The organism is Breoghania sp., assembly GCF_030066895.1.
Taxonomy (GTDB): domain Bacteria; phylum Pseudomonadota; class Alphaproteobacteria; order Rhizobiales; family Stappiaceae; genus Breoghania.
Genome location: NZ_JASJAV010000012.1, coordinates 36,902 through 61,753 on the forward strand (window position 1 = coordinate 36,902; position 24,852 = coordinate 61,753).

Below are 24,852 nucleotides of genomic sequence, written 5' to 3' on the forward strand. Positions count from 1 at the left end.
ATGAGATTGGTCAATCGGACGCAAAACGCAGCGCGGTTGCAGCCGCATAGGGCTCGACGACGGCGGAAATCAGCGTCAGCGCGCAGAGAATCGCAAAGGGCGTTGTGAAGGGTAAAGTCAGGTTCAGCGCGGCGTTGGAGGCGCTGACGCCGAAAATCAGCACCGGAATCGTCAGCGGCAGAACGAGGATGGCGAGGAGCAAACCTCCGCGACGTAAAGACACGGTCAGCGCGGCGCCGATCGCGCCGATCAGGGTCAGTGCCGGGGTGCCTGCGACAAGCGTCACCGTCAGCGCGGCGGTGGCGATCGGGTCCATGTTCAGGAAAAGCGCGAAGACGGGGGCGGATATGACCAGCGGCAGGCCGCTCGCCGCCCAGTGCGCCAGGCATTTGACGAAGACGACCAGCTCCAGCGGCGTCTCCCCCATCAGCAGGAGATCGAGCGAGCCGTCGTCGCGGTCGGCCTGAAAGAGGCGGTCGAGCCCCAACAGCGAGGCAAGCAACGCGCCGATCCACAGGATCGCCGGGCCGATGCGCGACAGAAGATTGAGATCGGGGCCGATGCCGAAGGGCACGACGACGATCACGCACAGAAAGAACAGAACGCCCATCCAGACGCCGCCGCCGATGCGAATCGCCAGCTGCATCTCGCGCACGAAAAGGGAGGTAAGGGCCCTCATGCCGTGACCTCCGCCGTCTGGAACCGCAGGTGACGGGCCGGGGAAACGGGCAGGTCCTGATGGGTGGTGGCGACGATCAGTCCGCCGTCGGCCAGATGGGCGTGCATCAGCTCAAGAAGCTTTTCCTCCGAGGCCGCATCGAGCGCGGAGGTCGGCTCATCGAGCAGCCAGACCGGGCGCCGGGAGACGAGAAGACGGGCAAGAGAGAGGCGACGGCGCTGGCCCGCGGACAGATATCCGGCGGGCAGGTGGTCGATGAAATCGAGGCCGACGGCAGCGAGCGCCTCATTGACGGTTGCCGCCAGTTCGCCGTTGTATTGCCGCCAGAAGGCGAGATTTTCGGCGACCGTGAGCGGCGGCTTCAGGGCGTCCGCATGGCCGAAATAGTGGCACTGGGTGGGAACGCTCGTGTCCGCCGCGCCCCCTTCCAGCAACATCGAGCCGGAGGCTGCGGGCACCAGCCCGGCCAGAACGCGCAGGAGGCTCGACTTGCCGACGCCGTTGGGGCCGGTGATGATCAGCGCCTCGCCGGTCTCCACCTCGAAAGTGAGATGGTCGAACACACGGCGGCCGCCGCGTTCGCAGGCGAGATTTTCCGCGATCAACTTCACCGGCAGGCCCCCCGTCTCGTCAGAGCATGGTCTCGTTGCTCAGGCGATTTGCCTGAACGGAAAGTGCTCCAGGTCGCCGAGGCACTTACGCCGGTTTTGCGGTTGTAATCAAGACTGAAGACGCGGACGGGGCGTCAATCGGGGCAAACGAAAACGGCCTGCGAGGAGAAAATCGCAGGCCGCACGGCTTGTGGGACGCCTTGTGTGACGTAACGCATCACCCCTTGGATAACCGGTTCGGGCGCCGGTGCCGGGGCCGCGTTTCGTCAGGCGGCGCGGACGGTGCTTAGGAAGCGGTCCAGCTCCGCCTGCAGGTTTTCCGCCTGTTCCGATAGGGCATTGGAGGCGGAGAGAACGTCGTCCGCCGCGTCGCTCGATTCCTGGGCCATATCTTCGTCACGGTGGTGATGGAATCCGTCACCTCCATCGTGCCGACGGAGGCCTGCTGCACGTTGCGGGCGATCTCCTGGGTGGCGACGGACTGTTCCTCCACGGCGCCGGAAATCGCGGTCGAGATTTCCGAGATCTGATGGATGGTCTCCGCGATGCTGTTGATGGCTGTCGCGGAATCGGTCGTCGATCCCTGGATCTCGGACACTTGCGTGGAAATCTCCTCGGTCGCCTTGGCGGTCTGGTCGGTACGCTGCTTGACCTCGGCTGCAACGACCGCAAAGCCCTTGCCCGCTTCGCCGGCGCGGGCCGCCTCGATGGTGGCGTTGAGCGGCAGCAGGTTGGTCTGTTCGGCGATCTCCTGAATGAGCGAGACCACGTCGCCGATCTTATGGGCAGCGTTGGATAGGTCATCGATCTTGGTGGCCGCCGAATCCGCGTCGGTCACCGCCTTGCCGGAGATCTTGCTGGAGTTTGTGACCTGGTTGGCGATCTCCTGCACGGAGGTCGTCAATTCCTCGGTGGCGGCGGCAACGGTCTGCACGTTGCCGGAGGCCTGCTCAGAGGCGGCGGCTGCGGACCCGGAACGGGCAAATGTCTGCTTTGCGTTGTCCGTCATGGTCCGCGAGGAGGCCTTCATCTGGCCTGCGGAGGCGGAAAGGGTTTGAGCGATGCTGCCGACGGCAAATTCAAAGTCGTCGGCGAGCTTGTGAAGCATGCGTTCGCGTTCTGCTTCCGCTTTCGCCTTCTGAGCCGCGGTCTCCTCGCTCATGCGGGCGTTCTGCAGGGATTGCTCGCGGAAGAACTCGGCCGCCTTGGCCAGAGCCCCAACCTCGTCGGCCCGGTCCGTGTCGGAGATCTCCATGTCGGTGCGTCCCTCCGCCAGGTTCTTGAGGAGGGTGACGACGCCGTTGATGGGTTTGGCGATGCCGAAGCGGGCGATCCACAGACCGAAGCCGACGCCGAAGAGAATCGCCAGGATCGCCGTAACGATCAGCGTGTCGGCGGCCGACTGGGCCTCCGAGATCGCTTCCTCGCGCTCGGCGTTCATGTGCTTCGCGGTGTACTGGCTGTAGACCTTGATCGCGCTCGTCACCATGCCCTGGCCCTCAAGGGCCGATTGCAGGGTCGCATCGATCCGCGCCTTGTCGTCGGGGGTGTTCTCGACGGTGTCGATCATGGCGTCGATGCGGGTGAAGTAGCTCTTCAGGGCGCTTTCGACGGCTTGGAGTTGGTTCTGCTGGTCCACGTCGGCGGCGGCGCGCAGTTTCGGCAGGCGACCGAGCATCTCGTCGGCGCGGCGTTTGGCTTCGGCGCGGAATTCGTCCGCGGCATTGACTGACTGGGCGAGCTGGTAGGTCATGCGGCTGATCGCGATGATGTCGATGCGCAGATCCATTGCCTCGCGGGCGGCCTTTTCCGTCACGCCGATCCGATCGAAGGTTCGCGTCAGGGCATTCAGGCTGGAATAGGAAACCCAGGCGATTCCGGCCGCGGAAAGGCCCATAATCGTCACGACTGCAAGGATCTTGCGGACGATCGTAATGTTCTTCAACAACGCGACGTACTCCTCGGGAGGGTCAGGGCGCTTTCCAGAAGGTCTGAGGACCATATTTCTTCAATGGGATTATGTATTGTGAATATTAATCAATTATATTTTTGAAACGATGAGAAAAAACGAGTTTTGATGGTGAGAAATGACAATTTTGGAAAATGGACGCAAGATTGCGTTGGTCCGATATTTTACGTAGGCAACGTATTTGCGAAATATATTGTAAATCATTGACCTATAAAGGATGCCGCAGAGCGTGAAACGAGGGGCCGGAGCTTCGGCTCGTCGGACTAATCCAACGCTGAATTCGGCCGGGTTTCAGCGACATGCCGCAGGGAAAATCACCGGAATAAATCGGATAATGGCCCGCGGACGCGGAATTCGGGTGGGCCGGGTGACGATGCGTGATATTCCGCTTCGGAAGGTGTCCTGTGCGGAATGTGCCCGGAATGCGCATGGTATGTCGGCCTTGCGTCGCGTCTTCGTCGTTTCAGGGAAGAAGGCGCCGGTGCCGAGGTCGGAGAGATAAAACGGTCCGTGGGGCAATTGGCACGTGATTTTTGTATACCATTGTATATAAAGCGCGCCGAACGGACCCGAAGACGGGGTGGACAAATGTATCGTTTGGCTCTTGCCGCACTGGTGCCGTACCGCAAGATTCGTATCACCGGCCATCCGGATACGCTCACGGCCATTCTTGCCGGGTGCTTGAAACGGATCGTATCGTCGTTGCGATCGTGATCCCGTCAGATTGCAACGATCTGACCGGATCAGGATCGATGGGTTGGGTTTGAAGCGTCTGCCTGTCCCTCGGACGTGATCGTCCGGGCGACAAGTGCTCCAATACCTGCCGTCGGTCCGGCCACCGATCTGGTGGGAGCCGGGTCGTCAACAGGATGCTCTGCCGTCGGCGAATGGCGGAACGTTCTTGAATGAAAGGGGATCGCCAGCCGTGACAAAATCGCTCGACACCTTCAAATGCCGCAAGACGCTTGCCGTCGGCGACAAGACCTACACCTACTTTTCGCTGCCCGATGCGGAGGTGAACGGGCTTGAGGGTATCTCCAAGCTGCCGTTCTCGCTGAAGGTCCTCCTGGAAAACCTGCTGCGCTTCGAGGATGGGCGCACGGTGATCGCAGACGACATCTGCGCGATCGCAGACTGGCTGAAGGAGCGCAAGTCCTCGCACGAGATCGCCTATCGTCCCGCGCGCGTGCTGATGCAGGACTTCACGGGCGTTCCGGCCGTGGTCGATCTGGCCGCGATGCGCGATGCGGCGACCAAGCTCGGCGGCGATCCGAAGAAGGTCAACCCGCTGGTGCCGGTCGATCTCGTCATCGACCACTCGGTGATGGTCGACTATTTCGGCACCACCGCCGCGTTCACGCAGAACGTGGAGCGCGAATACGAGCGCAACGGCGAGCGCTACGAGTTCCTGCGCTGGGGCCAGTCGGCTTTCGACAACTTCCGCGCTGTGCCGCCGGGAACCGGCATCTGCCACCAGGTGAACCTCGAATATCTGGCCCAGACGGTCTGGGCCAAGGACGAGGACGGCGAGACGATCGCCTATCCCGACACGCTGGTGGGTACGGATAGCCACACGACGATGGTCAACGGTCTGGCCGTTCTCGGCTGGGGCGTGGGCGGTATCGAGGCGGAGGCGGCCATGCTCGGCCAGCCGATCTCGATGCTCGTTCCTGAAGTCATCGGCTTCAAGCTCGACGGCGAGCTGCCGGAAGGCGTCACCGCCACCGACCTGGTGCTGACCGTCGTCGAAATGCTGCGCAAGAAGGGTGTGGTCGGCAAGTTCGTGGAATTCTACGGCCCCGGCCTCGACAACCTGTCGCTGGAAGACGCCGCGACCATCGCCAACATGGCGCCGGAATACGGCGCTACCTGCGGCTTCTTCCCCGTCGACGACGACACGCTGGAATATCTCACTGCCACGGGCCGTGCCGACGACCGCGTCGCGCTGGTAGAAGCCTATGCCCGCGCACAGGGCATGTTCCGCGACACTCATTCCGAGCCGGTCTTCACCGACACGCTGCAGCTCGATCTTTCCTCTGTCGTTCCCTCCATCGCCGGGCCGAAGCGTCCGCAGGACCGCGTTCCGCTGGACATGGCGCCTGAAGGCTTCGCCAAGGTCATGGACGAGGAGTTCAAGAAGGCGGAAGAGTTCGGCAAGCGTTATGCCGTTGAAGGTCGCAACCACGATCTCGGCCACGGCGACGTGGTGATCGCGGCAATCACTTCGTGCACCAACACCTCCAACCCCTCCGTGCTGATCGGTGCGGGCCTGGTGGCGCGCAATGCGCTGGCCAAGGGCCTGAAGGTGAAGCCGTGGGTGAAGACCTCGCTGGCACCAGGCTCGCAGGTGGTGACCGACTATCTGCAGCGCGCCGGCCTGCAGGACGATCTCGATGCTCTCGGCTTCGATCTGGTCGGCTACGGCTGCACCACCTGCATCGGCAATTCCGGCCCGCTGCCGGAGGAAATCTCCAAGTCGATCAACGACGACGATCTGGTGGCCTGCTCGGTTCTTTCGGGCAACCGCAACTTCGAGGGTCGCGTCAATCCGGACGTGCGCGCCAACTACCTGGCTTCGCCCCCGCTGGTCGTCGTCTATGCGCTGGCCGGATCGCTCAACGTCAACGTGGCGAAGGATCCGCTCGGCGAGGACAAGGACGGAAAGCCGGTCTATCTCAAGGACATCTGGCCCTCCAGCAAGGAGATCGCCGATCTCATCCGCACCTCGATCACCGAGGAGATGTTCCGCGAGCGCTACGGCGATGTCTTCAAGGGCGACAAGCACTGGCAGGCGATCAAGATCGAGGGCGGCCTTACCTATGACTGGTCCGCGACGTCGACTTACGTGCAGAACCCGCCGTATTTCGAAGGCATGACCATGGAGCCGAAACCGCTCGAGGAGGTCGAGAGCGCGGTGGTCCTGGGCCTGTTCCTGGATTCGATCACCACCGACCACATCTCGCCGGCCGGTTCCATCAAGGCGGAGAGCCCGGCCGGACAGTATCTGGTCGAGCATCAGGTGCGTGCGGTGGACTTCAACTCCTACGGCTCGCGGCGCGGCAACCACGAGGTGATGATGCGGGGCACGTTCGCCAACATCTGCATCAAGAACCAGATGGTTCCGGGCGTCGAGGGCGGCGTCACCATGAAGGACGGCGTCGAGAAGTGGATCTACGACGCGGCGATGGAATATCGCGATGCGGGCCAGCTGCTCGTCATCTTTGCGGGCAAGGAATACGGCACCGGTTCCTCGCGCGACTGGGCGGCCAAGGGCACGCGCCTTCTGGGCGTGCGCGCGGTCATCGCGCAGTCGTTTGAGCGTATCCACTGCTCCAACCTCATCGGCATGGGCGTGCTGCCGCTCACCTTCAAGGAAGGCGAGAGCTGGCAGAGCCACGGCATCACCGGCAAGGAGAAGGTCACGATCAAGGGCGTGGCCGACCTCAAACCGCGTCAGATGGTGAACGTCGAGGTCGAGTACGAGGGCGGCACCAAGAAGACGATCGAGGTGCTGTGCCGGATCAATACGCTGGACGAGCTGGACTACATGAAGGCCGGCGGCATCCTGCACTACGTTCTGCGGAACCTGGTGGCGTAAGGGCCCCAGGTTTTTCGCCAGTTTGTGAGATGACATGGGCCGCCCCAATGGGGCGGTCTTTTTTCTTTTCCAATAATCTGAAAATATTTCTAGTTTTCTTCAAAAGGGTCTTGATCCATTATCATCAAATGATTCCGCTTTGTTATACATGTGCTCTATTCCTTTTCGTATTTTTTGCGAAAACTGAATTTTTCATTTAGTATGACAAACGTGCCTGCGAATGGGCCAACTAACTTGAAAATCTTGGCAGTCGGTTCATCCGCTAATTTGTGATGGCCCACTAACGCACTCGGGAAGTAATGCCCTGCTTCATGTTCAAGGAGAAATTTGTCAAGTCTTTCGTCAAAATGCTCAAGCGCATTGCGTAAACTGCAGTCTCTTAGAGCGAAACAATCTTGGGCGCCAAAGGCTTCTTTCAATCTCGTTGAGTGAATTTCGTAAATTAGCTTCTGCCTCGGGGGCCAAAAAAACAAGACAACGCGGCTGCGTGCGACAACGACTCATTTATTGGCGAAACTATTTCTTCTTCTGTCGTTGCGTTTATTGACATTTCGTCATATCTAGAGAAGGCAGCGTTTGACCTGCTTGAGGGATATAGAATTGAACTGATATATATATAGAATTGAACTGATATAAAAGACCTCATTATAGGGGAATATCCCGCCATGATCCTCAGCAATGCTTATTCTTCTGGAAATTTCTGATTTTTCCATATCTAAATCTAGGGCTTCTTGTTTTCTAAGATATTGAAACTCTCATGTCGTAGCGGAGCGATTCTACAAGGTGTTAAGGCTTATTGATCGAATTGCAAATGTCAATCCGAGGAAGTCAATGAGATTCATTTCCTCCGCTGGATTGCGCTTTCCGACAGGCGACCGCTTCGTCGCGATGTTTCCTGGCGTCCCGGAGGCGATTACCGGCGGAGGGCGTGCTCGCCGTTGCGCTGCTCGGCTGGCTCGATGATGGCGTGCCTCTTCCCGCAGCCACGCCTCTCGACAAGGATCGTGTTTCCATCGCCGTTCCCGATCACAAGACCAAGCTGCCGGCACTTGACGAGACGTTGAAGGCACTCGGCAAGCGGCTGGTTGTCAGTGTCGAGTATGCGGCCTGAACGAGGGCGTCTGAATACGTGCCGGATCTTGCGTTGTTGCACATTCTGGCTCTCTCCGTCGTCATCCCCCGGCGAAGTCCGGGGGATCCAGCACTCTCCGCATATGCTGGTACCCGCTGGATTGCCCGGACTTCGCCGGGCAATGACGGAGGAAAGTATCGGCCGGGGGAATGAACGAGAGTTGCGCCGCAGGGGGGTAGAGGCGTGTTGCGGACGAAGACGCGTTCTCTCTCGCCATCCCCCGTCCCCCCGCTCTAAAACCGCTCCCGCTGAACTCAACGGGAGGTAACGTTCATGCTCGTTTCAAGCCGTGACATCCAGATCGAGTGGGGGGATTGCGATCCGGCGGGAATCGTCTGGTATCCGCGCTATTTCGGCATGTTCGACGCCTGCACCGCCGCGCTCTTCCACAAGGCGATGGGGTTGAAGAAGATCCAGCTCATCGAGAAGTACGATTTCGTCGGTTTCCCAATGGTCGACACGAGTGCGAAGTTAGTGGTTTCGTCGGCGTTCGACGATGAAATCCACATCGACACCACGGTGACTGAACTCGGGCGCTCCTCCTTCAGCATCCTGCACAAGGTGATGAAGGGCGATCAGCTTGCCATCGATCGAGGCGACGGAAAAGCGGGTGTGGGTGGGCAAGCATCCGGACGACCCGGCGCGGATCAAGTCCAAGCCGATCCCCGATGAAGTGGTGGTGGCGCTCAAGGGTTAGCGCGTTTTAACGTTCATTTTCCATTTTCCAAATTCGACCGCAAAATCAGGTGATGCAGCGGAACGAGCCGTTGCGTAAATCGCGTTCGCACGGCACGCTCAACTGATATGGCCGACCGCCGTTTGCGCGTGACGGCTTTTCTCGCGCGTCGACGGATATCGCGCGAACCGACCGACGGACCTGACCGTGAACCGCTGCCTTCGCCTATTTGTCCTTCTTGCATGCTGCCTGATCGGCGCCAGCGTCGTGTCGCAGGTGCATGCCCAGTCCGCAAGCCAGATCATCGAGCGCGCCCTGTCGCCGGCCGACAAGGGGAGCGATGCGGCAAGCAAGACGGCCTCGGGAGAAAAAGCGGCGGCCGGGAAATCGGCGGCCGCCGAGACGACTGACTCTCAAACGGCCGACACTCCGGCTGCGGATGTGGGCAAGGCTGCGGCCGACGGCGACAAGGACGACACGAAGGCGGCCGCCGCCGTTCCCCTCGATCCCACGTTGCAGACGACGCTCGACGGTGCGCAGCGTCGCATTGACGGCTGGGGCAAGCAGCTCGACCGGATCGAAGCCGATCTGCAGCGCAAGATCATCGAGGCGCAGCGGGTGGACGAGATGCGTTCTCAGGTTTTGGACGTGCGCTCGGCCGGTGAAGAGATCCAGTCCAATCTGAAGCCGCGTGGGGAGGCCATCGAGAAGCGAGTGAAGGAACTGTCTCTGGCGGAAGGCTCGAAGGAAGCCGTGTCGGATGCGGTCACCGCCCAGCTCGACGATCAACAGGCCCAGCTGGCGGCCGTCAACGGCGTGCTCAAGCAGGTGCAGGTCGTCCAGCTTTACGCCGACGAGCTGTTGACTCGGATCATCCAGTATCGCCGCGATCAACTTATCCGCCGTCTGCTGACCCCGACCCCAAGCATTCTGGAGCCGCATTTCTGGTCGCGTGTGGCGCATGATCTGCAGCCGACGGTGAAATCGGCCGGATTGCTGATCTCCGACTGGTTCGGCCTGATCTATGCGCGTGCGGGCGCCTGGGCCGTGCTGCTGGTGGTCATCGCGCTGATCGGCACCTATGGGCTGATCTGGCCGGTGAGACGTCTGCTGCTCGATCTAACGGCGCGCGATCCTGGTGCGGCGCCGGTGGCCCCATGCATCGCTCCACCGCGCCGGGCGATCTCGTTCTGGCGCTGTAATCGGTGATCGCGGTCGTGCTCGGCTTCCTCACCATCGCCGGGTGGAAGGCGGTGGCGCGCTCGTCGAACCCGGAAGCCGAAACCATCGAGAACGGGGACTTGAGCTCCGTTGCGCGCTGGGTGATGCCGCTGTTCTGGCTCGGCGCACTCACGACGCTGTGCGCGCCGCTCATCGGCTATATCCGCGTCTCTTCTTTCGTGACCCAGCAGATCGTGTGGTCGGTGTCGGTGTTCGGCGTCACCCACCTGCTGCTGATGGTCACCGATGACGTGGCAACGGCACTGTTTCGCGGCGATACGCGGCTGGGCCGGGCCATGCGCGAAACCATGGCCCTGGGCAATGGAACATCGAGCAGATCGGCGTGCTGCTGTCCGGCATCCTGCGCATCCTGCTGATCGCCAGCGCTGTCATTTCTCTGCTGGCGCCGTGGGACGTTTCCACCGGCGACGTGACCGGGCTGGTGCGTCAGGCGATCTTCGGGTTCAAGATCGGGTCCTTCACCTTCTCGCTGTCCGATATCGTTCTGGCGCTGATGATCTTCATCGTCGGGCTGGCGGTGACGCGCGCCATGCAGCGCTGGCTGGAGCGCGGTATCTGCCGCATACAAGACTCGACGTGGGGCTGAAATCCTCGATCCGCACGGGCTTCGGCTATGTCGGCGTGATCGTGGCGGGCATGGTCGCCTTCTCCTACATGGGGTTGAACCTCCAGAACATCGCCATCGTCGCCGGTGCGTTGTCGGTCGATGTCGACTTCGGCCTGCAGTCCATCGTCAACAACTTCATCTCGGATCTGATCCTGCTGGCGGAGCGGCCGATCAAGGTGGGCGACTGGATCGTCGTGGGTGAGGCCCAGGGCTATGTGCGCCACATCAACGTGCGGGCGACGGAAATCGAGACCTTCGACCGCCAGACGGTGATCGTGCCGAATTCCGATCTGATCTCCGGCGTCGTGAAGAACTGGATGCACGACGACACGTCGGGCTGCATCATCCTCACTGTGGGCGTGTTTTATGACAGCGATCCCGAGCAGGTGCGTGATATCATGATGCAGATCGCGCGCGACAATTCCGAGCTGCTCGCCTATCCGGCGCCGGTCGTCTATTTCATGGATTTCGAGGCCTCGTCCCTCGATTTCGAATTGCGCGCCTATCTCGCGCAGAGCGATTATTCGCTGTCGGTGAAGTCGGATCTGCGTTTCGAGATCATGCGCCGCTTCAGCGAGGCGGGGATCGAGATTCCCTTCCCGCAGCGCGATCTCAACCCGCGCGACATGGACCGGCTGGAAGACGTCATTCGCGGTCGTGGCGAGACGAGCCGGAACCTTCAGCCGACCTCTTCTGCGGCGGGTGAAACGTCCGGAGCTCCCAGCTCCACGCCGCACAAGCAGATACCCTCGACCCACGAAAGCCCCGCCGATGCAGATGGCGACGGAGACGCCGTATGACGAAGACCTTTCGCCACCTCGCCCTCGCGGTTGCCGCGACCGGGTTTTGCCGGTTGCGGTCCCGAGGCCACGGTGACGCCGCCGTTCTACCTGGATCTCGGGCGCAGCGGGGTTGAGGTCGATGCCGCTGCCGCCCGCACCATGATTTCGTCCTACCGCGAAAAGCACGGCGCTCCGGCGCTCAGCGTCGATCCGGAACTGACGAAGGTCGCCGAGGCGCAGGTGCGCGACATGGCGGCACGGTAATCGGTCGATGCATCTTTGGAAAAGGGCAAGGCGGCGCGGGCGCGTCTCGATGCGGTGGGCTATCCCAAGGGGCCCGTCGTGACGAACGTTTCGGCCGGATACCGGCGGCTGGCGGAAGCCTTCTCCGGCTGGCGAGATTCGCCCCAGCACAACGCACATATGCTGGACAAGCGCATGACGCGGATGGGCATTGCAACGGCCTATGCGCCGGGTTCCAAGTACAAAGTGTTCTGGTCGCTGGTTCTCGCCGCACTGGAGGAGTGAGGGGCGAAGCTCCACGCTCTCGCGATCTCTCCTCCGGGATGACGGCGGAGAGATCGCCCAAAGATGCTACGTCCGCATGCGGCGACGCGCAGGCTTCCTCCATCCCGAAACTCGTCTATGCTCCGCGAGCCAAGAACAAGATCGGGTTTGGGAGGAATCATCATGCTTACGCGCACCGACAGCTATGCCGACCTTTATGCAAGCTTCCGCTGGCAGATCCCCGACTTCTACAGCATCGCCGCCGACACCTGTGATTGCTGGGCCGGGGCAGATCCCGAGCGAATCGCGCTGATCGATCGCCGGGCTGACGGGCGCATGCAGGAAATCAGCTATCGGACCTTGCGCGAAAAGGCGAACCGGCTGGCCAATGCGCTGGCGTCGCTCACGATCACGCGCGGCGACTGGGTGGCGATCCTGCTGCCGCAGATGCTGTTTGCTTATCTGGCGATCTACAAGCTTGCCGCCATTCCCTGCCACTCGCCTCGTTCTTCGGCGTGGAGGCACTGGAACACCGGCTCGGCAATGCGGGCGCGAAGGCGATCATCACCGACAGCGCAGGGCTCGCGAAGGTCGCGGAATTGCGCGACAAACTGCCGGAGCTGGAGGTGGTTCTCACGGTCGATGATCCGGCGAGCACGCCGTTTGAAGGTGTCGAGAGCTTGTCGGGATTGATGGAACAGGCCTCCGACCGGTTCGAAACTTCGGTCACACGACCCGACGATCCGGCGCTGATGATCTACACCTTCGGCACGACGGGGCTCGCCAAGGGCGCGTTGCACGGGCATCGGGTGCTACTTGGGCATCTGCCCGGCGTGGAGATGCCGCACGAATTCCTGCCCCAGCGCGGAGATCGCTTCTGGACGCTTGCGGACTGGGCTTGGGCGGGCGGTCTGCTGAACGTCCTGCTGCCCTCGTTTCATTTCGGCATTCCGGTGGTCGCCTACAGGGCGGCGAAGTTCGATCCGGAGGAAGCGCTGTCGCTGATGGCAGAGATGGGGGGGGGGGCGCAATGCTTTCATTCCGCCGACCGCGCTGAAGATCCTGCGTACGGTGGAGCGTTCGAGCGAACGGTTCGATCTGAAGATCCGGTCCATCGGATCCGGCAGCGAGTCGCTCGGTCGGGAGGTCTACGAATGGGCGCAGGAGGGGCTCGGCGTTACCATCAATGAATTCTACGGTCAGACGGAGTGCAATCTGGTGCTCTCCTCCTGCGCGTGGTTCGGCGTGTCGCAGCCCGGCGCCATCGACAAGCCGGTGCCGGGGTACGAGGTTGCCGTGATCGGCGTGGACGGCGAAGCGCTGCCTGCCGGCGAAAAGGGGCAGATCGCCGTGAGGCGGTCGGATCCGGTGATGTTCCTGGAATACTGGAAGCGGCCCGAGGCCACGGAGCAGAAATTCGCCGGAGACTGGATGCTGACCGGCGATCAGGGCGTGGTCGATGAGGACGGCTATTTCCATTTCGTCGGCCGCGACGACGACGTGATCACATCTGCCGGGTACCGCATCGGACCGGGCGAGATCGAGGATTGCCTGATCGCCCATCCGGCGGTCGCGCTTGCCGCCGTCGTCGGCAAGCCGTATCCGGTGCGCACTGAGATTGTCAAGGCGTTCATCGTGCTGAAGGAGGAGGCGGAGGCGACGCCGGAAACGGCGGAAGAGATCCGCCGTTACGTGCGCGACCGGCTCGCCGCTCACGAATATCCGCGCGAGATCGAATTCGTGGAGGATCTGCCGATGACGACGATGGGCAAGGCCATCCGCAAGGCCTTGCGCGAACGGGTGCGGGCGGAGGTCGTTTAGGGGCGCGAGCTTCGGGGGCTGACTCAGGCGCGGTATCATAATGCCTCAACTTCGCAATATCGGCATGTGTCTGTGTCGAGAGCCACAGGCACAATTGTCATCCCCGCGCAGGCGGGGATCCAGCATCCCGTGGGCTCGCATTCTTGCCCTCAGCGCTTGATCCTGTGGTTACTGGGTCCCCGCCTGCGCGGGGATGACGATCGAGCGAGTGAGGACTCGTGCAATCAGCACCGAACATTGCGCCGGATGCACGGTCGAAATCCGGCTTCTGCCCCGCCTCCTCAGCTTATTCCGTGCATGAGGTAAACGGCGGCGAGGACGATGACGATGGTGAGCGCCTGGGCGATCACGCGGGCGCGCATCAGGCGTTGCGAGACGTCCGGCGAACCTCGGCGCAGCATGTTGAACAGTCCCGCAATCAGAATCAGCCCGACGATGCCGATCCCGACCGGAATGAGATTGTAGAGAATCAGTCCCATCGAGCCCCCCCTCTCCGGGCACGAGCGTTTCCCTCCGCAACCCGTGCCCGCGTCTTGATCGAATTCACGTCAATTGATGACGGAAAACTTCCCTTACGTCCAATATCATTGTTCGCGGTCTGAGGCGCCGCCGAGCAGACGGTCCAGAAGGCGGCCGGGAATGAGGCGGCGCGCGACCGTCGCCAAATGGGCGGGGACGGTGACCGGATAACGCAGTTTCGGCCGTTCCGCTTCAAGAGCTTTCGCGATTCGCTCCACCACCGCTTTCGGGGGAAGCTTGAAGCGTTTGCCGCCGCCGCGTTCCATCCGCGCCTTGCGCTTCTCATAAACTGCGCGGTGGACGGAATGCTTCGCATCGATGTGCAACCGGAACTGTTCGGCGGCGTTGGCCGAGAACCGCGAGGCGATGGGGTCGGGCTCGACCAGCACCACATAGATGCCGGACCCGGCAAGTTCCAGGCGCAACGTGTCGGTGAGCCCTTTGAGCGCGAATTTCGAGGCGATATAGGCGCCACGATACTTCATGGCGATGAGGTCGAGGACGGAGGAGATCTGCACGATCCGTCTCTGTCCGCGCGCCCGCATGGCCGGGATCATCCAGCAGGTGAGGTCGTGCCAGCCAAAGAGATTCGTCTCGAATTCATCCCTGAGAGCAGCGCGGGACGTCTTCCACCGCACCCGGCTGGCTGTAGGCGCCGTTGTTGATGAACCGTAAAGCGCCCCGTCGGTGGCCTTCAGGGCCGCCTCGGCGGCGCGCGTCACGCAATCGAGATCCTGATAATCGAGATGGAAGGCCTCGAAGCCGTCTGCCTTCAGGCGCTCCACGTCCTCCGGCTTGCGGACGGAGGTGAGCACCCGGTAGCCGCGCGGCCCTCAGGCCCGTTGCGGCTGCAGCGCCGATGCCGGGCGAACAGCCGGTGATGAGGACAGGGCGTCCCTGGCCGCTTTCTGCATCGACAGATCGTGCCACCTCAGATGGTTTCGCCGGTGAGAAGCCGGGGCACCTGACCGGCAAGCCCGGCGGCCTCACGGATGAACATGCGCTTCATGCCGGGCATCCGATCGACGAGCCCGAGGCCGAAATCGCGTGCGGCGCGCAGGATGTCCGATTCGTTGGAGAACAGACGGTTCAGCACATCGGTGACGACGCCCATCTGGAAGGTGTCGAACCGGCGCCAGCGCGCATATTGCTCCAGCACGTCGAAGGCGCTGATATCGCGGCCGAGGCGGCGGGCCTCCACGATCACTTCGGCAAGTGCGGCTGCGTCGCGGAAGCCGAGATTGAGTCCCTGACCGGAAATCGGATGAATGCCGTGCGCCGCATCGCCGACAAGGGCGAAGCGCGGCTTGATGAAATCGCGCGCCAGCGTCAGCGACAGCGGATAGGCATGGCGGCCGCCCGCGATCTTCAGTTTGCCCAGGTGATGGCCGAAACGGCGCTCCAGCTCCATCTCAAAGGTGAAGTCATCGCCCTTGACCAGCGTTTCGGCGACCGACGTCTTCTCGCTCCACACGAGCGAGGAGCGGTTGCCGGTGAGCGGCAGGATGGCGAAGGGCCCGGAGGGCAGGAAGTGCTCTTCTGCCCGGCCCTCGTGCGGGCGTTCGCGCTCGACCGTGCACACGATGCTGGACTGGCCGTATTCCCAGCGCACGGTGGAGATACCCGCCAGATCGCGCAGGCGCGAGCGCACGCCGTCGGCGGCCACCAGAAGACGCGAGGTGCGCATCTCCCCGCTTGCCAGCTCGATCTCGACGCCCTCGCCCTTTGTCTCGAAACTGGTGACGCTGTCGGGGGCGATCATCTCCACACCGACCGCAACCGCCTTGTCGTGCAGCGCGCCGACCATGTCGGCATTGGCGACCATGTGGGCAAACGGCTCGCCGGCTTCCACCTCGCCGGAGAAGGTGAGGAACACCGGGCGCACCGCATCGCGCAGGCGGCTGTCGGTGATGATCATTTCCTTGATCGGCTGGGCGCGGTCGGCGAATTCCTGCCAGACGCCGAGGAGGGTCAGCATGCGTTCGGCCGCCGATGCGATGGCCGAGCAGCGCAGATCCTTCGAAATGGCGTTGCGCGGACGGGTATCGACCACGGCGACCGCGATATCCGGGTCCGATGCCTTCAGCGCCAGCGCCAGGGAAAGCCCGACATAGCCACCGGCAACCAGAACGTCCAGCGTTTCCGTCTCATGTTGGGCATCCGTCATTTCCGTTCCTTACGATGTGCGAACCACTGCGGGGCCGCTTGCGACTTGACTTTTTCGCCTCGCCCCGCGCAGGGTTCCGCCGGTCGGCCTGCGGCGACGTCTTTTGCGTCTGCCGTTCTATCTAACGTTTTTCCCGCTCATTGGAAGCTTTGGGGACGCTTCGGCTGCAAAGCGTCGCCCGTTCGCAATGGGCAGGCCACAGGAAGCAATCGCATATGAGTACGGCTGTCGAGACCCTTCTGGAAATCCTTGATCTCGAAACCCTTGAATGCAACCTTTTCCGTAGGAGCAATCCGCAGTCCGGCTGGCAGCGGGTGTTCGGCGGACGGGTGATCGGGCAGGCGCTCGTGGCGGCCTCGCGTGCGGTCGGCGAGGAACGCACCGCCCATTCCATGCACGGCTATTTCCTGCGCTCCGGCGATCCCTCGGTTCCCATTCTCTATGACGTGGAGCGCATTCGCGACGGCCGGTCCTTCACCACGCGCCGGGTTAAGGCGATTCAGCACGGCGAGGCGATCTTTTCGATGGCCGCTTCCTTCCATGTCGCGGAACAGGGGCTGAACATCAGGCGAAAATGCCCGAGGTGCCGATGCCGGAGGATCTGCCCAGCGAGGAGGAGCTGAAGGAAAAGATCATCAAGGGCGCTGCGGGAGGGGCGTCGGAATCGGTGCGCCGCTATTTCGAGCGCGACCATCCGATCGAGTTGCGCCCGGTCGATCTGCGCCATTATTTCACCAACGAGAAGCTGCCAGCCGAACAGTATGTCTGGGTGCGCGCCACCGACACGCTGCCCGACGACAACCGCATCCACCGCTGCGTGCTGGCCTATGCTTCCGACATGACGCTGCTCGACACGTTGTTGTTCGCGCACGGTCTGTCGATCTTCTCTGACCGGATCCAGCCGGCAAACCTCGACCATGCACTGTGGTTCCATCGGCCGTTCCGTGCCGATGACTGGCTGCTCTATGCTTCCGACAGCCCCTCGGCAGGTGGCGCGCGCGGGTTCAGCCGCGGCTCGTTCTTCACGCGAGAGGGAGAGCTCGTGGTCTTCGCCACGCAGGAAGGATTGATCCGTCAGCGCAAGGACTGGTTCTGAGGGGAAGAGTTGGCGTAAGGGGTTTGTCGTAGCCCATCCTTCGATACGCTATCTTGCGACGGCTCCTCAGAATGACGTTATGTGTGTTGTTGGTTTGATAGAAATTTCAATACGATAACGTCATCCTGAGGAGCGCCGAAAGGCCCATCTCGAAGGATGGGCCGCGCATTCAAACCACAGCCCGTTGGCAAACCGCGGCCCGTTGGCGTTGTGCTTTACCCTTCAAGCGTCGCCAGGACGGGGGCGTGGTCGGAAGGACAGTCCCAGCCGCGGGCCTCGCGGACCACTTCCACGTTGACCACCTTTGGGGCCAGCGGCGGGGTCACCCAGACGTGGTCGAGCCGGCGGCCCTTGTTGGCCGCCTCCCAGTCCTTCGCGCGGTAGCTCCACCAGGTGTAGAGCTTTTCTTCCATCGGCACGAAGCAGCGCATGGCGTCGACGAAGGGGCCGGCCTTGCGCACATCCTCCAGCCGTTCGCGTTCCAGCGGCGTGTGGCTGACGACGCGCGAGAGCTGTTTCGTCGACCAAACGTCCTGCTCGTAGGGGGCGATGTTCAGATCGCCGACGACCATGCACGGGAAGGTCGTGGCTCCTAGCCAGTCTTCCATCTCGTCGAGAAAATCGAGCTTGTGCTTGAACTTGTCGTTGATGTGCGGATCCAGCTCATCGCCGCCTGCGGGGACGTAGAAATTGTGGATCCGGAGATGGCGCCCGCAAAAGGGCACGTCAGTGGCGATGTGGCGGCAATCGCTGTTGTCGCAGAACTTGCGCCGCTCTGTTTCCGTCAGCGGTCGTTTCGAGATCGTGGCGACGCCGTGATAGCCCTTCTGACCCGAAATCTCGATGTTCTGGTAGCCGGCCTTGCGCAACGGCGCGAAGGGGAAATTGCCGTCCGGACACTTGGTTTCCTGAAGGCACAGGACGCCGGGCTGATACGTCTTCAGGAAGCGCTCGACGATCGGCAGGCGCAGTCGCACCGAGTTGATATTCCAAGTGGCGATCGTCAATCGGTCGGTCATGGCCTTCGGGGAGTTTGAAAGAGGGCGGGAGCGTCGTTTGCGACGGCGCGAATAACGGCAAGATCCTACCGCTTTGTCGGCGTACAATCCAGTCCATTGGCCAGCCAAATTTCGGAAGAAGACAAGCGCGATTTCGTGATGAGCCTCGGCGCCAAGGGCGTGATCAACCGCAAGGACTTCGACTGCTGGGGCCAATTGCCGAAGGTCAACTCGCCCGAGTATCAGAAGTGGTTTTCCGAGGTCCGCAAGTTTGGCAAGGCGATCTGGGACATCACCGGCAAGGGCGTGAACGTCGATTTCGTCTTCGAGCATCCCGGCGAGCAGACCTTCCCCGTCTCCACCTTCGTGGTGAAGCGCGGCGGCATGGTGGTCTTCTGCGCGGGTACGACGGGCTTCAACATCACGTTCGATGCACGCTACGTGTGGGTGCACCAGAAGCGCATCCAGGACTCGCATTTCGCCCATCTGAAGCAGGCGGCAGCGGCCAACAAGCTGATGGTGGAGTGGCGGATTGATCCGTGCATATCGGAAGTGTTTCCCTGGGACCAGATCCCCAAGGCGCACACGAAGATGTGGAAGAACCAGCATGCGCCGGGAAACATGGCCGTGCTGGTCAACGCCCCTCATCCGGGGCTGCGCTCCTTTGAGGACGTGCTGGAGGCGACGGGGCAGTAGAGGCCCCGTCCGCTTTACCCGCCTGGCTCGCTCATTCGAACCGGCGGGCGCGTTCATCCACCTCCAGGCGCTTTCGTCCGAGGGCGGCTTGCTCTACCGTCCCGGCAAAACGGGGCGGAGGATTCGGCAATGGTCGTACTCAACAAGATCTACACACGAACCGGCGATGATGGCACCACGGCGCTGGAATCCGGCGAACGGCGGGCCAAGCACGACCTTCGGGTCGCGGCCTACGGCACGGTGGACGAGATCAACGCCACGCTCGGGCTCGTGCGGCTTCATCTGGCCGATACCGAACTCGATGAAACGGTGATGCGGATCCAGAACGATCTTTTTGATCTCGGCGCCGATCTGGCGACGCCGGAGACCGAGGAGCCGCCGGCCTACGAGCCGCTGCGGATCACGGACGAGCAGGTGAAGAAGCTGGAGGCGGAGATCGATCGTTTCAACGCCGATATCAAACCGTTGCGCTCCTTCGTCCTGCCGGGCGGGACGGCGGCTGCGGCGCATCTGCACCTGTCGCGCACGATCGCGCGCCGGGCGGAACGGCTGATGAGCGAGTTGGCGGGCCACGAAAAGGTCAATGGCGCGGCGCTTCGCTACATGAACCGGCTGTCCGATTTCCTGTTCGTGGCCGCCCGCTGGGTGAACGTGCAAGGGGCAGGCGACGTGCTCTGGGTGCCGGGAAAGAACCGGTAGGCCGTTTGGGATTTGCAATCGCGTGTGGCCGTATCCGCCCCCTCTCCCATGGGGAGAGGGTCGGGGTGAGGGGATGATATCTCACGTGGATACGGAGGAGTCGATACCCCTCACCCGGCGCATGCGCGCCGACCTCTCCCCATGGGAGAGGTGCTTAGAAGTGGGCATCCTGCATCGCCCAGAAAACACTCCCTACCCGAAATTCCCCTTGAAGCCCGATACTGCGAGCGGGTTGTCGAGCATGGCGGCGGAATCCGGCGTGTCCGTCTGGGCCGTGTCGGTGAAGGCGGCAAACAGCCCTTCGACGAAGCCCTTCGGCATGTCGCGGGTGATGCAGACGAGGCGGGTCCGGTGGTCTTCATCGGGCCACGCATCGAGGCGGACCGGCGGGTGGAACACGTGCTGCACGCCGTGCAGAACGACCGGATGGTCCAGATCCTCGGCGATCGCCACGATGCCCTTGAAGCGCAGCAGGTTCGGTCCGTGGGCGGAGCGGATCAGATCCAGGAACATCTCCAGCCCGGTCGCCGGGATCGGCTTGTCGCTCGCCAGCGTGAAGGCGCGGATGTGATCGTCGTGGCGGTTGACGTCGTGATGGTGGTGATGGTCGTGCCCATGATCATGATGGTGCTCGTGTCCATGATCGTGCCCGTGATCGTGGGAATGAGCGTGGTCCTCGTCGGCTTTTGCCTCTTCGCCCAGCCAGCGGCGCACATCCGGGATCTTGGTGTCGGGATCGTAGAGGCCGCAATTGAGGAGGCCGGGGACATCCGCCTCGCCCTTGGCCGCATCGAGAACTGGGGTCGTCGGATTGAGACGGTGGACGCGGTCGCGAAGGGCGGCGAGGCCGTTGCGGGCCTCCGGCGTTTCGGCAAGGTCGGACTTGGTCAGCACCAGCTGGTCGGCAACCGCGACCTGCTTCACTGCTTCCTCGTGCGCATCGAGCGTGTCGGCGCCGTTGATCGCGTCGATGGTGGTGATCACGCCGTCGAGCCGGTAGCGCATGATCAGGTAGGGATGCAGCATCACCGTGTGCAGGATGGGAGCCGGATCGGCCAGCCCCGTCGTCTCGATCACCACGCGCTTCAGGGCATCGATGCGGCCATTGTCGAGACGGCGCAGCAGATCCTCCAGCGTGGAGACGAGATCGCCGCGGATGGTGCAGCACAGACAACCCGACGACAGTTCGATCACGCCCTCGTCGGCAGTGGCGACCAGCAGGTGATCGAGGCCGATATCGCCGAATTCGTTGACGATGACGGCGGTATTCTTCATCGCGGGATCGGCGAGAATGCGGTTCAACAGCGTGGTCTTGCCGGAACCGAGAAAGCCGGTGAGGGGGACGGGTTCGGGCGGCCTGCGGCGCCGAACCGGTGTTTGGGGATCTGTCATGGCGACGTTCCTTTGCGCGTGCCGACCTTGTGCGGGCGCACGCGCATTTACTTTACCGCTTAGCGCGGCGAAGGGCGAGGGGTAGGGGTGCCGTCGGCGGCATTGGCCGGCAGCTTGACGATGATCGGGGCCGAAGTTTCCTTGACGGGTTTGGCGCGCGGCGGCATGACGACGCCGAAGGGGGTGGCGACGGTCTCCGCCGGATCTGCCTTGGCGGGCGCGTGCAGCGGCACGGCTTTCTTGGCATTGGGCGCGATCTTCAGGCTCACGCTCACCATCTTGCCGGCATTGCGGCGCTTGCCGATGAGGTGGTCCAGAACCTCCGCCCAGTCGACCTTCTTGTCGCTCGTGCGCGGAACCGTTGGTGTCGCCCTTGGATCTCTGGATCTGGTCCGGCAGAATCCGTGCGCTCTTGCCCGCATAGGCTGTCGTTACGCCGGGAAGATTGGTCGCCGCGCGGACGGCCGAAGGACCGACGTAAGCCTGAAGAAGATCGGCGACACCGAGCTTCTTGTTGCGTCTGCAATAGCCGTCGGCGGGCAGAGACCTCCGATCGTGCGTGGCCTTTTCATGTCGTCGAGCTTTTCGTGGCGGGTAGAAGAGTCCTCCGCTGTCAAAGCCCTCTTCGATGAGCTGGCGCGCCTTGGCGGCGCGCTCCAGTCCGGAGGCGGCTCCGAAGACGATCGCCACGACCGTGCGCCTGCCGCGCGTGGCGGAAACGGCGACATTGTAGCCGGCGTTGCAGATGTAGCCGGTTTTCGACCCGTTGGCGCCGCGCACCCGGCGCAGGTATTCGCGGTTGGCCGAACGCATCAGGTGCTTGCCGAAATGGACGCCGGCATAGCCGTAAAGCTTGCGGTAGCGCGGAAAGTCGCGCAGCATGGCCATGTCGTGGACCGAGGAATAGTGGTTGGTGTCGGGCAGGCCGTGCGGATTGACGAAATGGGTGTCGCGTATGCCGAGCTTGCGCGCGGTTTCGTTCATCACGGCGGCAGACCCTGCCTGCGATCCGCCCACCGTCTCCGCCACGACGACGGCGATGTCATTGGCGGATTTCACCAGCATGACCTTCAGGGCCGCATCGAGGCTGAGCTGCGTGCCCGCCTTCAACCCCATCTTGGAGGGCGGCTGGGCGGCGGCATGGGCGGAAACGGTGACGGGCGAGGACAACGTCACCCGGCCCTCTTTCAGGGCGGTGAAGGTGACATAGGCCGTTATCAGTTTGGTGAGGGAATTCGGGATACCAGTGATGGAAGGCGTCGTGTTCGTCGATCACCTCGCCGGGATTGAGCTCATAGACGATCCAGGAGGCGACCTTGGCCTGCGCGGTCGAGACGGCGGAAACGGTCAGGATCAACACGCCGACCAGGCACGCCAGACAGGTCAGGCAACCGGAAACCCCCGTCAGGCGACTGGAAAATGAACGGACGGGCTTCGTTCCTAACGGGGGGCGCGGGAATTTCGAAACGCTCAAATTGACCTCGCCAATCGACCTCATTGGTGTCTTGAAAAATGAATACCGTGTGTCTTCGACCGGGTATCAATAGCCGATCAGGGGGCTGCTTTGCAAAATTTTCCCTGACATAGCGGCCACAAGGCCCCTGTTCAAAGACCCGGTTCGCGAGGGCTCGTGCGCGCAAAAGCACCTGTAATCGCGCAACTTTTAGGCGGTAGCCTTCTTTCTGTTCAATTGTCGCGCACTCGTTCACAATGGAGCCGTGAAAACGGGCTTTTGTGAGACTTGGCCCGCTGTTTGCTCATTACAGATGTTCAACAACACCCAAGACGGTTTCCCGGTCCGGTCATTTCGTGCTTGCCCCCGCTCTTCCCGATGAAGCGACCAGCTGCGCCCTGCAGCGCGCGCGGGGAGGCGCATGTCGCGTTTGCGCATGACGGGCAGACGACGCGGCTCGCCGATCTCTACCAGAAGAGATGCGCCAAGATCCTGCCGCCGCGGGTCTACGGTGAGCGCCAGGCGGTGCTCCTGAACACGGCGGGCGGCGACCGGCTGGATTCTTCGGCCCCGTGGGGCCGTGGCGCCTCGGCGATCGTCACCAGTCAGGCGGCGGAGCGGATCTATCGCAGCCTGGGCGATGCGGGGCGGGTGACGAACCGGCTCGTCGTCTAGGACGGCGCTTCGGCAACTTGGATGCCTCAGGAAACCATCGTCTTTAATGACTCGCGGCTCGACCGTCGGCTGGATGCGGAGCTTTGTGGGTCCGCGCGGCTTCTGGCGGTGGAGGCGGTGGTGCTCGGCCGTTTGCCATGGGCGAAACCGTGGACAGACTAAATTTTATTTTCGCGGCCATTGGCGCATTCGCCGCGACGGATGGCTGCTTTACGCCGACGACGTGCGGCTGGTGGGCGATGCGCGCTCCATTCTTTCCGGCTCGGCGACGGGGCGCGACGCTTGCGCATTTGCCTCCATCGTGGCGGTGGAGGAAGGTGTAGGGGTTAAGAGTCGAGGAGGCGCGGGCCATTCTGGGCAGCTGCCGCGACAGAGACCCCGGCGGGCAGCTCTCCTGCGGGGGCGAGCGCCTGGGGCGGCGTGCTGGTCGTTCGGCTGCTGTCGCGCGACGCGCAGATCCTGCGCGACACGATCATCCGATTTCTGCAGGACTGGCGCGGTGCGGAGCTGCCGCGGGTCTGGCATTGCTGAAAAAAGTCGAGGACAAGGCATAAACCTGACGCCCAGGGAGAAAGACAAGCTGATGACCGCCATGGTGTCGCCCGCAGGCGACTGGAGCGGGGTGTGAAGCTCAACTATCCGGAGGCGGTCGCCCTGATCTTCGATTTTGTCACTGAAGGCGCGCGCGACGGGCGCAGCGTGGCGGACCTGATGCGCGACGGCGCCAAGGTCGTGACCCGCGATCAGGTGATGGAGGGCGTTGCGGAGATGATCCACGACGTGCAGGTCGAGGCGACCTTTCCCGACGGTACCAAGCTAGTGATCGTGCATGAACCGATCCGGTGACGGACCCGCGACAGTGATTTGAACCAAGAGGTAAGGGGTACGCCATGATCCCCGGAGAAGTTCTGCCGGCAGACGGCGAATTTGAACTCAATGTCGGCCTTGAAACGCTTCAGCTGGAAGTCGCCAATACGGGCGATCGGCTGATTCAGATCGGCAGCCATTTCCATTTTGCCGAGACGAATACCGGTCTCTCCTTCGACCGCGAGGCGGTCAAGGGCATGCGGCTTGATATTCCCGCGGGAACCGCGGTGCGTTTCGAGCCGGGTCAGACGCGGCGCGTGACGCTGGTGCTCTATCGCGGCGAGCGCACCGTCTACGGCTTCAACCAGGCGGTGATGGGGAAGCTGTGAGCTAGAGGACGAAGACGGTGGCCAGAATGTCGGACAGCTCCTGCCAAAGCGGCGTGCGCAATCCTTTGCTCGACGGGCCCCGGATTTCGCTCGCTCATTCAGGCGGCATGGTCGATCAGGCCGAGAAGGCGATCCAGCGTTTCGCCGATGATCGGGTCGCTGTCCGTGCGACCGGCAGCGGCCATCGCGTCGTCGATCTCGACAGCGACGTTTTTTTCCTTGTCGGACGAATGCGCGGCGGTTGGGCTTTCCACGGGCGCCGGAGCAACCGCCTGGTGGTGGACAGGTCCGCATGAGGATCCGTGCTCAACGGCCCGCCCGGGGTTACGGCGATATA

General features: G+C 62.4%; 20 protein-coding genes and 6 pseudogenes. 17 read left to right on the forward strand and 9 right to left on the reverse strand.

What is annotated here, in order from left to right:
- Nucleotides 1-10: 10 nt before the first annotated feature.
- The 3 genes from ccmB to QNJ43_RS13415 all read right to left on the reverse strand — a co-directional run bounded on the left by ccmB (nucleotide 11) and on the right by QNJ43_RS13415 (nucleotide 3,238).
- Nucleotides 11-679, reverse strand: a complete 669-nt coding sequence (gene ccmB / locus QNJ43_RS13405) for a heme exporter protein CcmB (protein ID WP_300470754.1) — start codon at nucleotides 677-679, stop codon at nucleotides 11-13.
- Entirely contained in the window at nucleotides 676-1,290 is a 615-nt protein-coding gene (gene ccmA / locus QNJ43_RS13410) for a heme ABC exporter ATP-binding protein CcmA (RefSeq protein WP_300470756.1), read from the reverse strand. Before ccmA ends, ccmB begins: the two co-directional genes overlap by 4 nt.
- 286 nt (nucleotides 1,291-1,576) lie before the next feature.
- Nucleotides 1,577-3,238, reverse strand: coding sequence for a methyl-accepting chemotaxis protein (locus QNJ43_RS13415; protein ID WP_300470758.1), 1,662 nt, complete (start codon nucleotides 3,236-3,238; stop codon nucleotides 1,577-1,579).
- Nucleotides 3,239-4,184: 946 nt separating this feature from the next.
- On the opposite strand from QNJ43_RS13415, the gene acnA reads away from it, so the two are divergent.
- On the forward strand, nucleotides 4,185-6,857 hold the full coding sequence (acnA, locus tag QNJ43_RS13420; RefSeq protein WP_300470761.1) for an aconitate hydratase AcnA: 2,673 nt from the start codon (nucleotides 4,185-4,187) through the stop codon (nucleotides 6,855-6,857).
- Between the two features lie 155 nt (nucleotides 6,858-7,012).
- On the opposite strand, the gene QNJ43_RS13425 is transcribed toward acnA, so the two are convergent.
- Entirely contained in the window at nucleotides 7,013-7,276 is a 264-nt protein-coding gene (locus QNJ43_RS13425) for a hypothetical protein (protein ID WP_300470763.1), read from the reverse strand.
- 509 nt (nucleotides 7,277-7,785) lie between these two features.
- On the opposite strand from QNJ43_RS13425, the gene QNJ43_RS13430 reads away from it, so the two are divergent.
- The 8 genes and pseudogenes from QNJ43_RS13430 (at nucleotide 7,786) to QNJ43_RS13465 (ending at nucleotide 13,624) form a co-directional block, all read left to right on the forward strand.
- Nucleotides 7,786-7,968, forward strand: coding sequence for a hypothetical protein (locus QNJ43_RS13430; RefSeq protein ID WP_300470766.1), 183 nt, complete (start codon nucleotides 7,786-7,788; stop codon nucleotides 7,966-7,968).
- A gap of 294 nt (nucleotides 7,969-8,262) precedes the next feature.
- Nucleotides 8,263-8,661: an acyl-CoA thioesterase gene (locus tag QNJ43_RS13435; protein WP_346432981.1), complete on the forward strand. Its 399-nt coding sequence runs from the start codon at nucleotides 8,263-8,265 to the stop codon at nucleotides 8,659-8,661.
- A 211-nt stretch (nucleotides 8,662-8,872) separates the two neighbouring features.
- Nucleotides 8,873-9,874 (forward strand): DUF3772 domain-containing protein, encoded by a 1,002-nt coding sequence (locus QNJ43_RS13440; protein ID WP_300470768.1) that lies wholly within the window; start codon nucleotides 8,873-8,875, stop codon nucleotides 9,872-9,874.
- Entirely contained in the window at nucleotides 9,871-10,263 is a 393-nt protein-coding gene (locus tag QNJ43_RS13445) for a hypothetical protein (RefSeq protein ID WP_300470769.1), read from the forward strand. Before QNJ43_RS13440 ends, QNJ43_RS13445 begins: the two co-directional genes overlap by 4 nt.
- Nucleotides 10,230-10,493 (forward strand): hypothetical protein, encoded by a 264-nt coding sequence (locus tag QNJ43_RS13450; protein ID WP_300470771.1) that lies wholly within the window; start codon nucleotides 10,230-10,232, stop codon nucleotides 10,491-10,493. The genes QNJ43_RS13445 and QNJ43_RS13450 overlap by 34 nt, the downstream gene beginning before the upstream one ends.
- Nucleotides 10,484-11,314 carry a mechanosensitive ion channel domain-containing protein gene (locus QNJ43_RS13455; RefSeq protein ID WP_300470774.1) on the forward strand — a complete coding sequence of 277 codons (831 nt, stop codon included), beginning with the start codon at nucleotides 10,484-10,486 and terminating at the stop codon, nucleotides 11,312-11,314. Before QNJ43_RS13450 ends, QNJ43_RS13455 begins: the two co-directional genes overlap by 10 nt.
- Before the next feature lie 141 nt (nucleotides 11,315-11,455).
- Nucleotides 11,456-11,824, forward strand: a pseudogene (locus QNJ43_RS13460) (CAP domain-containing protein).
- Between the two features lie 162 nt (nucleotides 11,825-11,986).
- Nucleotides 11,987-13,624, forward strand: a pseudogene (locus tag QNJ43_RS13465) (AMP-binding protein).
- Between the two features lie 281 nt (nucleotides 13,625-13,905).
- On the opposite strand, the gene QNJ43_RS13470 reads toward QNJ43_RS13465, so the two are convergent.
- From QNJ43_RS13470 to QNJ43_RS13480, 3 genes are all read right to left on the reverse strand, one after another.
- Nucleotides 13,906-14,103 carry a twin transmembrane helix small protein gene (locus QNJ43_RS13470; RefSeq protein WP_300470777.1) on the reverse strand — a complete coding sequence of 66 codons (198 nt, stop codon included), beginning with the start codon at nucleotides 14,101-14,103 and terminating at the stop codon, nucleotides 13,906-13,908.
- Between the two features lie 105 nt (nucleotides 14,104-14,208).
- Nucleotides 14,209-14,958 (reverse strand): SDR family NAD(P)-dependent oxidoreductase, encoded by a 750-nt coding sequence (locus QNJ43_RS13475; RefSeq protein ID WP_300470779.1) that lies wholly within the window; start codon nucleotides 14,956-14,958, stop codon nucleotides 14,209-14,211.
- A 116-nt stretch (nucleotides 14,959-15,074) separates the two neighbouring features.
- The gene (locus tag QNJ43_RS13480; RefSeq protein ID WP_300470781.1) at nucleotides 15,075-16,310 is read right to left on the reverse strand and encodes a ubiquinone biosynthesis hydroxylase; all 1,236 of its coding nucleotides are present in this window, start codon (nucleotides 16,308-16,310) and stop codon (nucleotides 15,075-15,077) included.
- Nucleotides 16,311-16,525: 215 nt separating this feature from the next.
- Between QNJ43_RS13480 and tesB the strand changes: the two are divergent.
- A pseudogene (gene tesB, locus QNJ43_RS13485) lies at nucleotides 16,526-17,406 on the forward strand (acyl-CoA thioesterase II).
- A 215-nt stretch (nucleotides 17,407-17,621) separates the two neighbouring features.
- On the opposite strand, the gene QNJ43_RS13490 reads toward tesB, so the two are convergent.
- Nucleotides 17,622-18,425 carry an exodeoxyribonuclease III gene (locus QNJ43_RS13490; protein ID WP_300470783.1) on the reverse strand — a complete coding sequence of 268 codons (804 nt, stop codon included), beginning with the start codon at nucleotides 18,423-18,425 and terminating at the stop codon, nucleotides 17,622-17,624.
- A 108-nt stretch (nucleotides 18,426-18,533) separates the two neighbouring features.
- On the opposite strand from QNJ43_RS13490, the pseudogene QNJ43_RS13495 reads away from it, so the two are divergent.
- Nucleotides 18,534-19,100 (forward strand): annotated as a pseudogene (locus tag QNJ43_RS13495) (zinc-binding dehydrogenase); the annotation flags it as partial.
- A gap of 129 nt (nucleotides 19,101-19,229) precedes the next feature.
- The gene (locus QNJ43_RS13500) at nucleotides 19,230-19,799 is read left to right on the forward strand and encodes a cob(I)yrinic acid a,c-diamide adenosyltransferase (RefSeq protein ID WP_300470786.1); all 570 of its coding nucleotides are present in this window, start codon (nucleotides 19,230-19,232) and stop codon (nucleotides 19,797-19,799) included.
- Between the two features lie 192 nt (nucleotides 19,800-19,991).
- Here the strand turns inward: QNJ43_RS13500 and QNJ43_RS27200 are convergent, their stop codons facing one another.
- A complete protein-coding gene (locus tag QNJ43_RS27200; RefSeq protein WP_346432983.1) occupies nucleotides 19,992-22,442 on the reverse strand; it encodes a GTP-binding protein in 2,451 nt (816 codons plus the stop codon).
- Between QNJ43_RS27200 and QNJ43_RS13515 the strand changes: the two genes are divergently transcribed.
- The 5 genes and pseudogenes from QNJ43_RS13515 (at nucleotide 22,441) to QNJ43_RS13535 (ending at nucleotide 24,811) form a co-directional block, all read left to right on the forward strand.
- The gene (locus tag QNJ43_RS13515) at nucleotides 22,441-22,614 is read left to right on the forward strand and encodes a hypothetical protein (protein WP_300470788.1); all 174 of its coding nucleotides are present in this window, start codon (nucleotides 22,441-22,443) and stop codon (nucleotides 22,612-22,614) included. The genes QNJ43_RS27200 and QNJ43_RS13515 overlap by 2 nt on opposite strands.
- Before the next feature lie 408 nt (nucleotides 22,615-23,022).
- Nucleotides 23,023-23,481 (forward strand): annotated as a pseudogene (locus QNJ43_RS13520) (urease accessory protein UreD).
- Between the two features lie 388 nt (nucleotides 23,482-23,869).
- Nucleotides 23,870-24,165 (forward strand): annotated as a pseudogene (locus tag QNJ43_RS13525) (urease subunit gamma).
- 44 nt (nucleotides 24,166-24,209) lie between these two features.
- Nucleotides 24,210-24,515 carry an urease subunit beta gene (locus QNJ43_RS13530; RefSeq protein ID WP_300470790.1) on the forward strand — a complete coding sequence of 102 codons (306 nt, stop codon included), beginning with the start codon at nucleotides 24,210-24,212 and terminating at the stop codon, nucleotides 24,513-24,515.
- Nucleotides 24,516-24,532: 17 nt separating this feature from the next.
- A complete protein-coding gene (locus tag QNJ43_RS13535; RefSeq protein WP_300470792.1) occupies nucleotides 24,533-24,811 on the forward strand; it encodes a hypothetical protein in 279 nt (92 codons plus the stop codon).
- The last annotated feature ends 41 nt before the right edge of the window (nucleotides 24,812-24,852 follow it).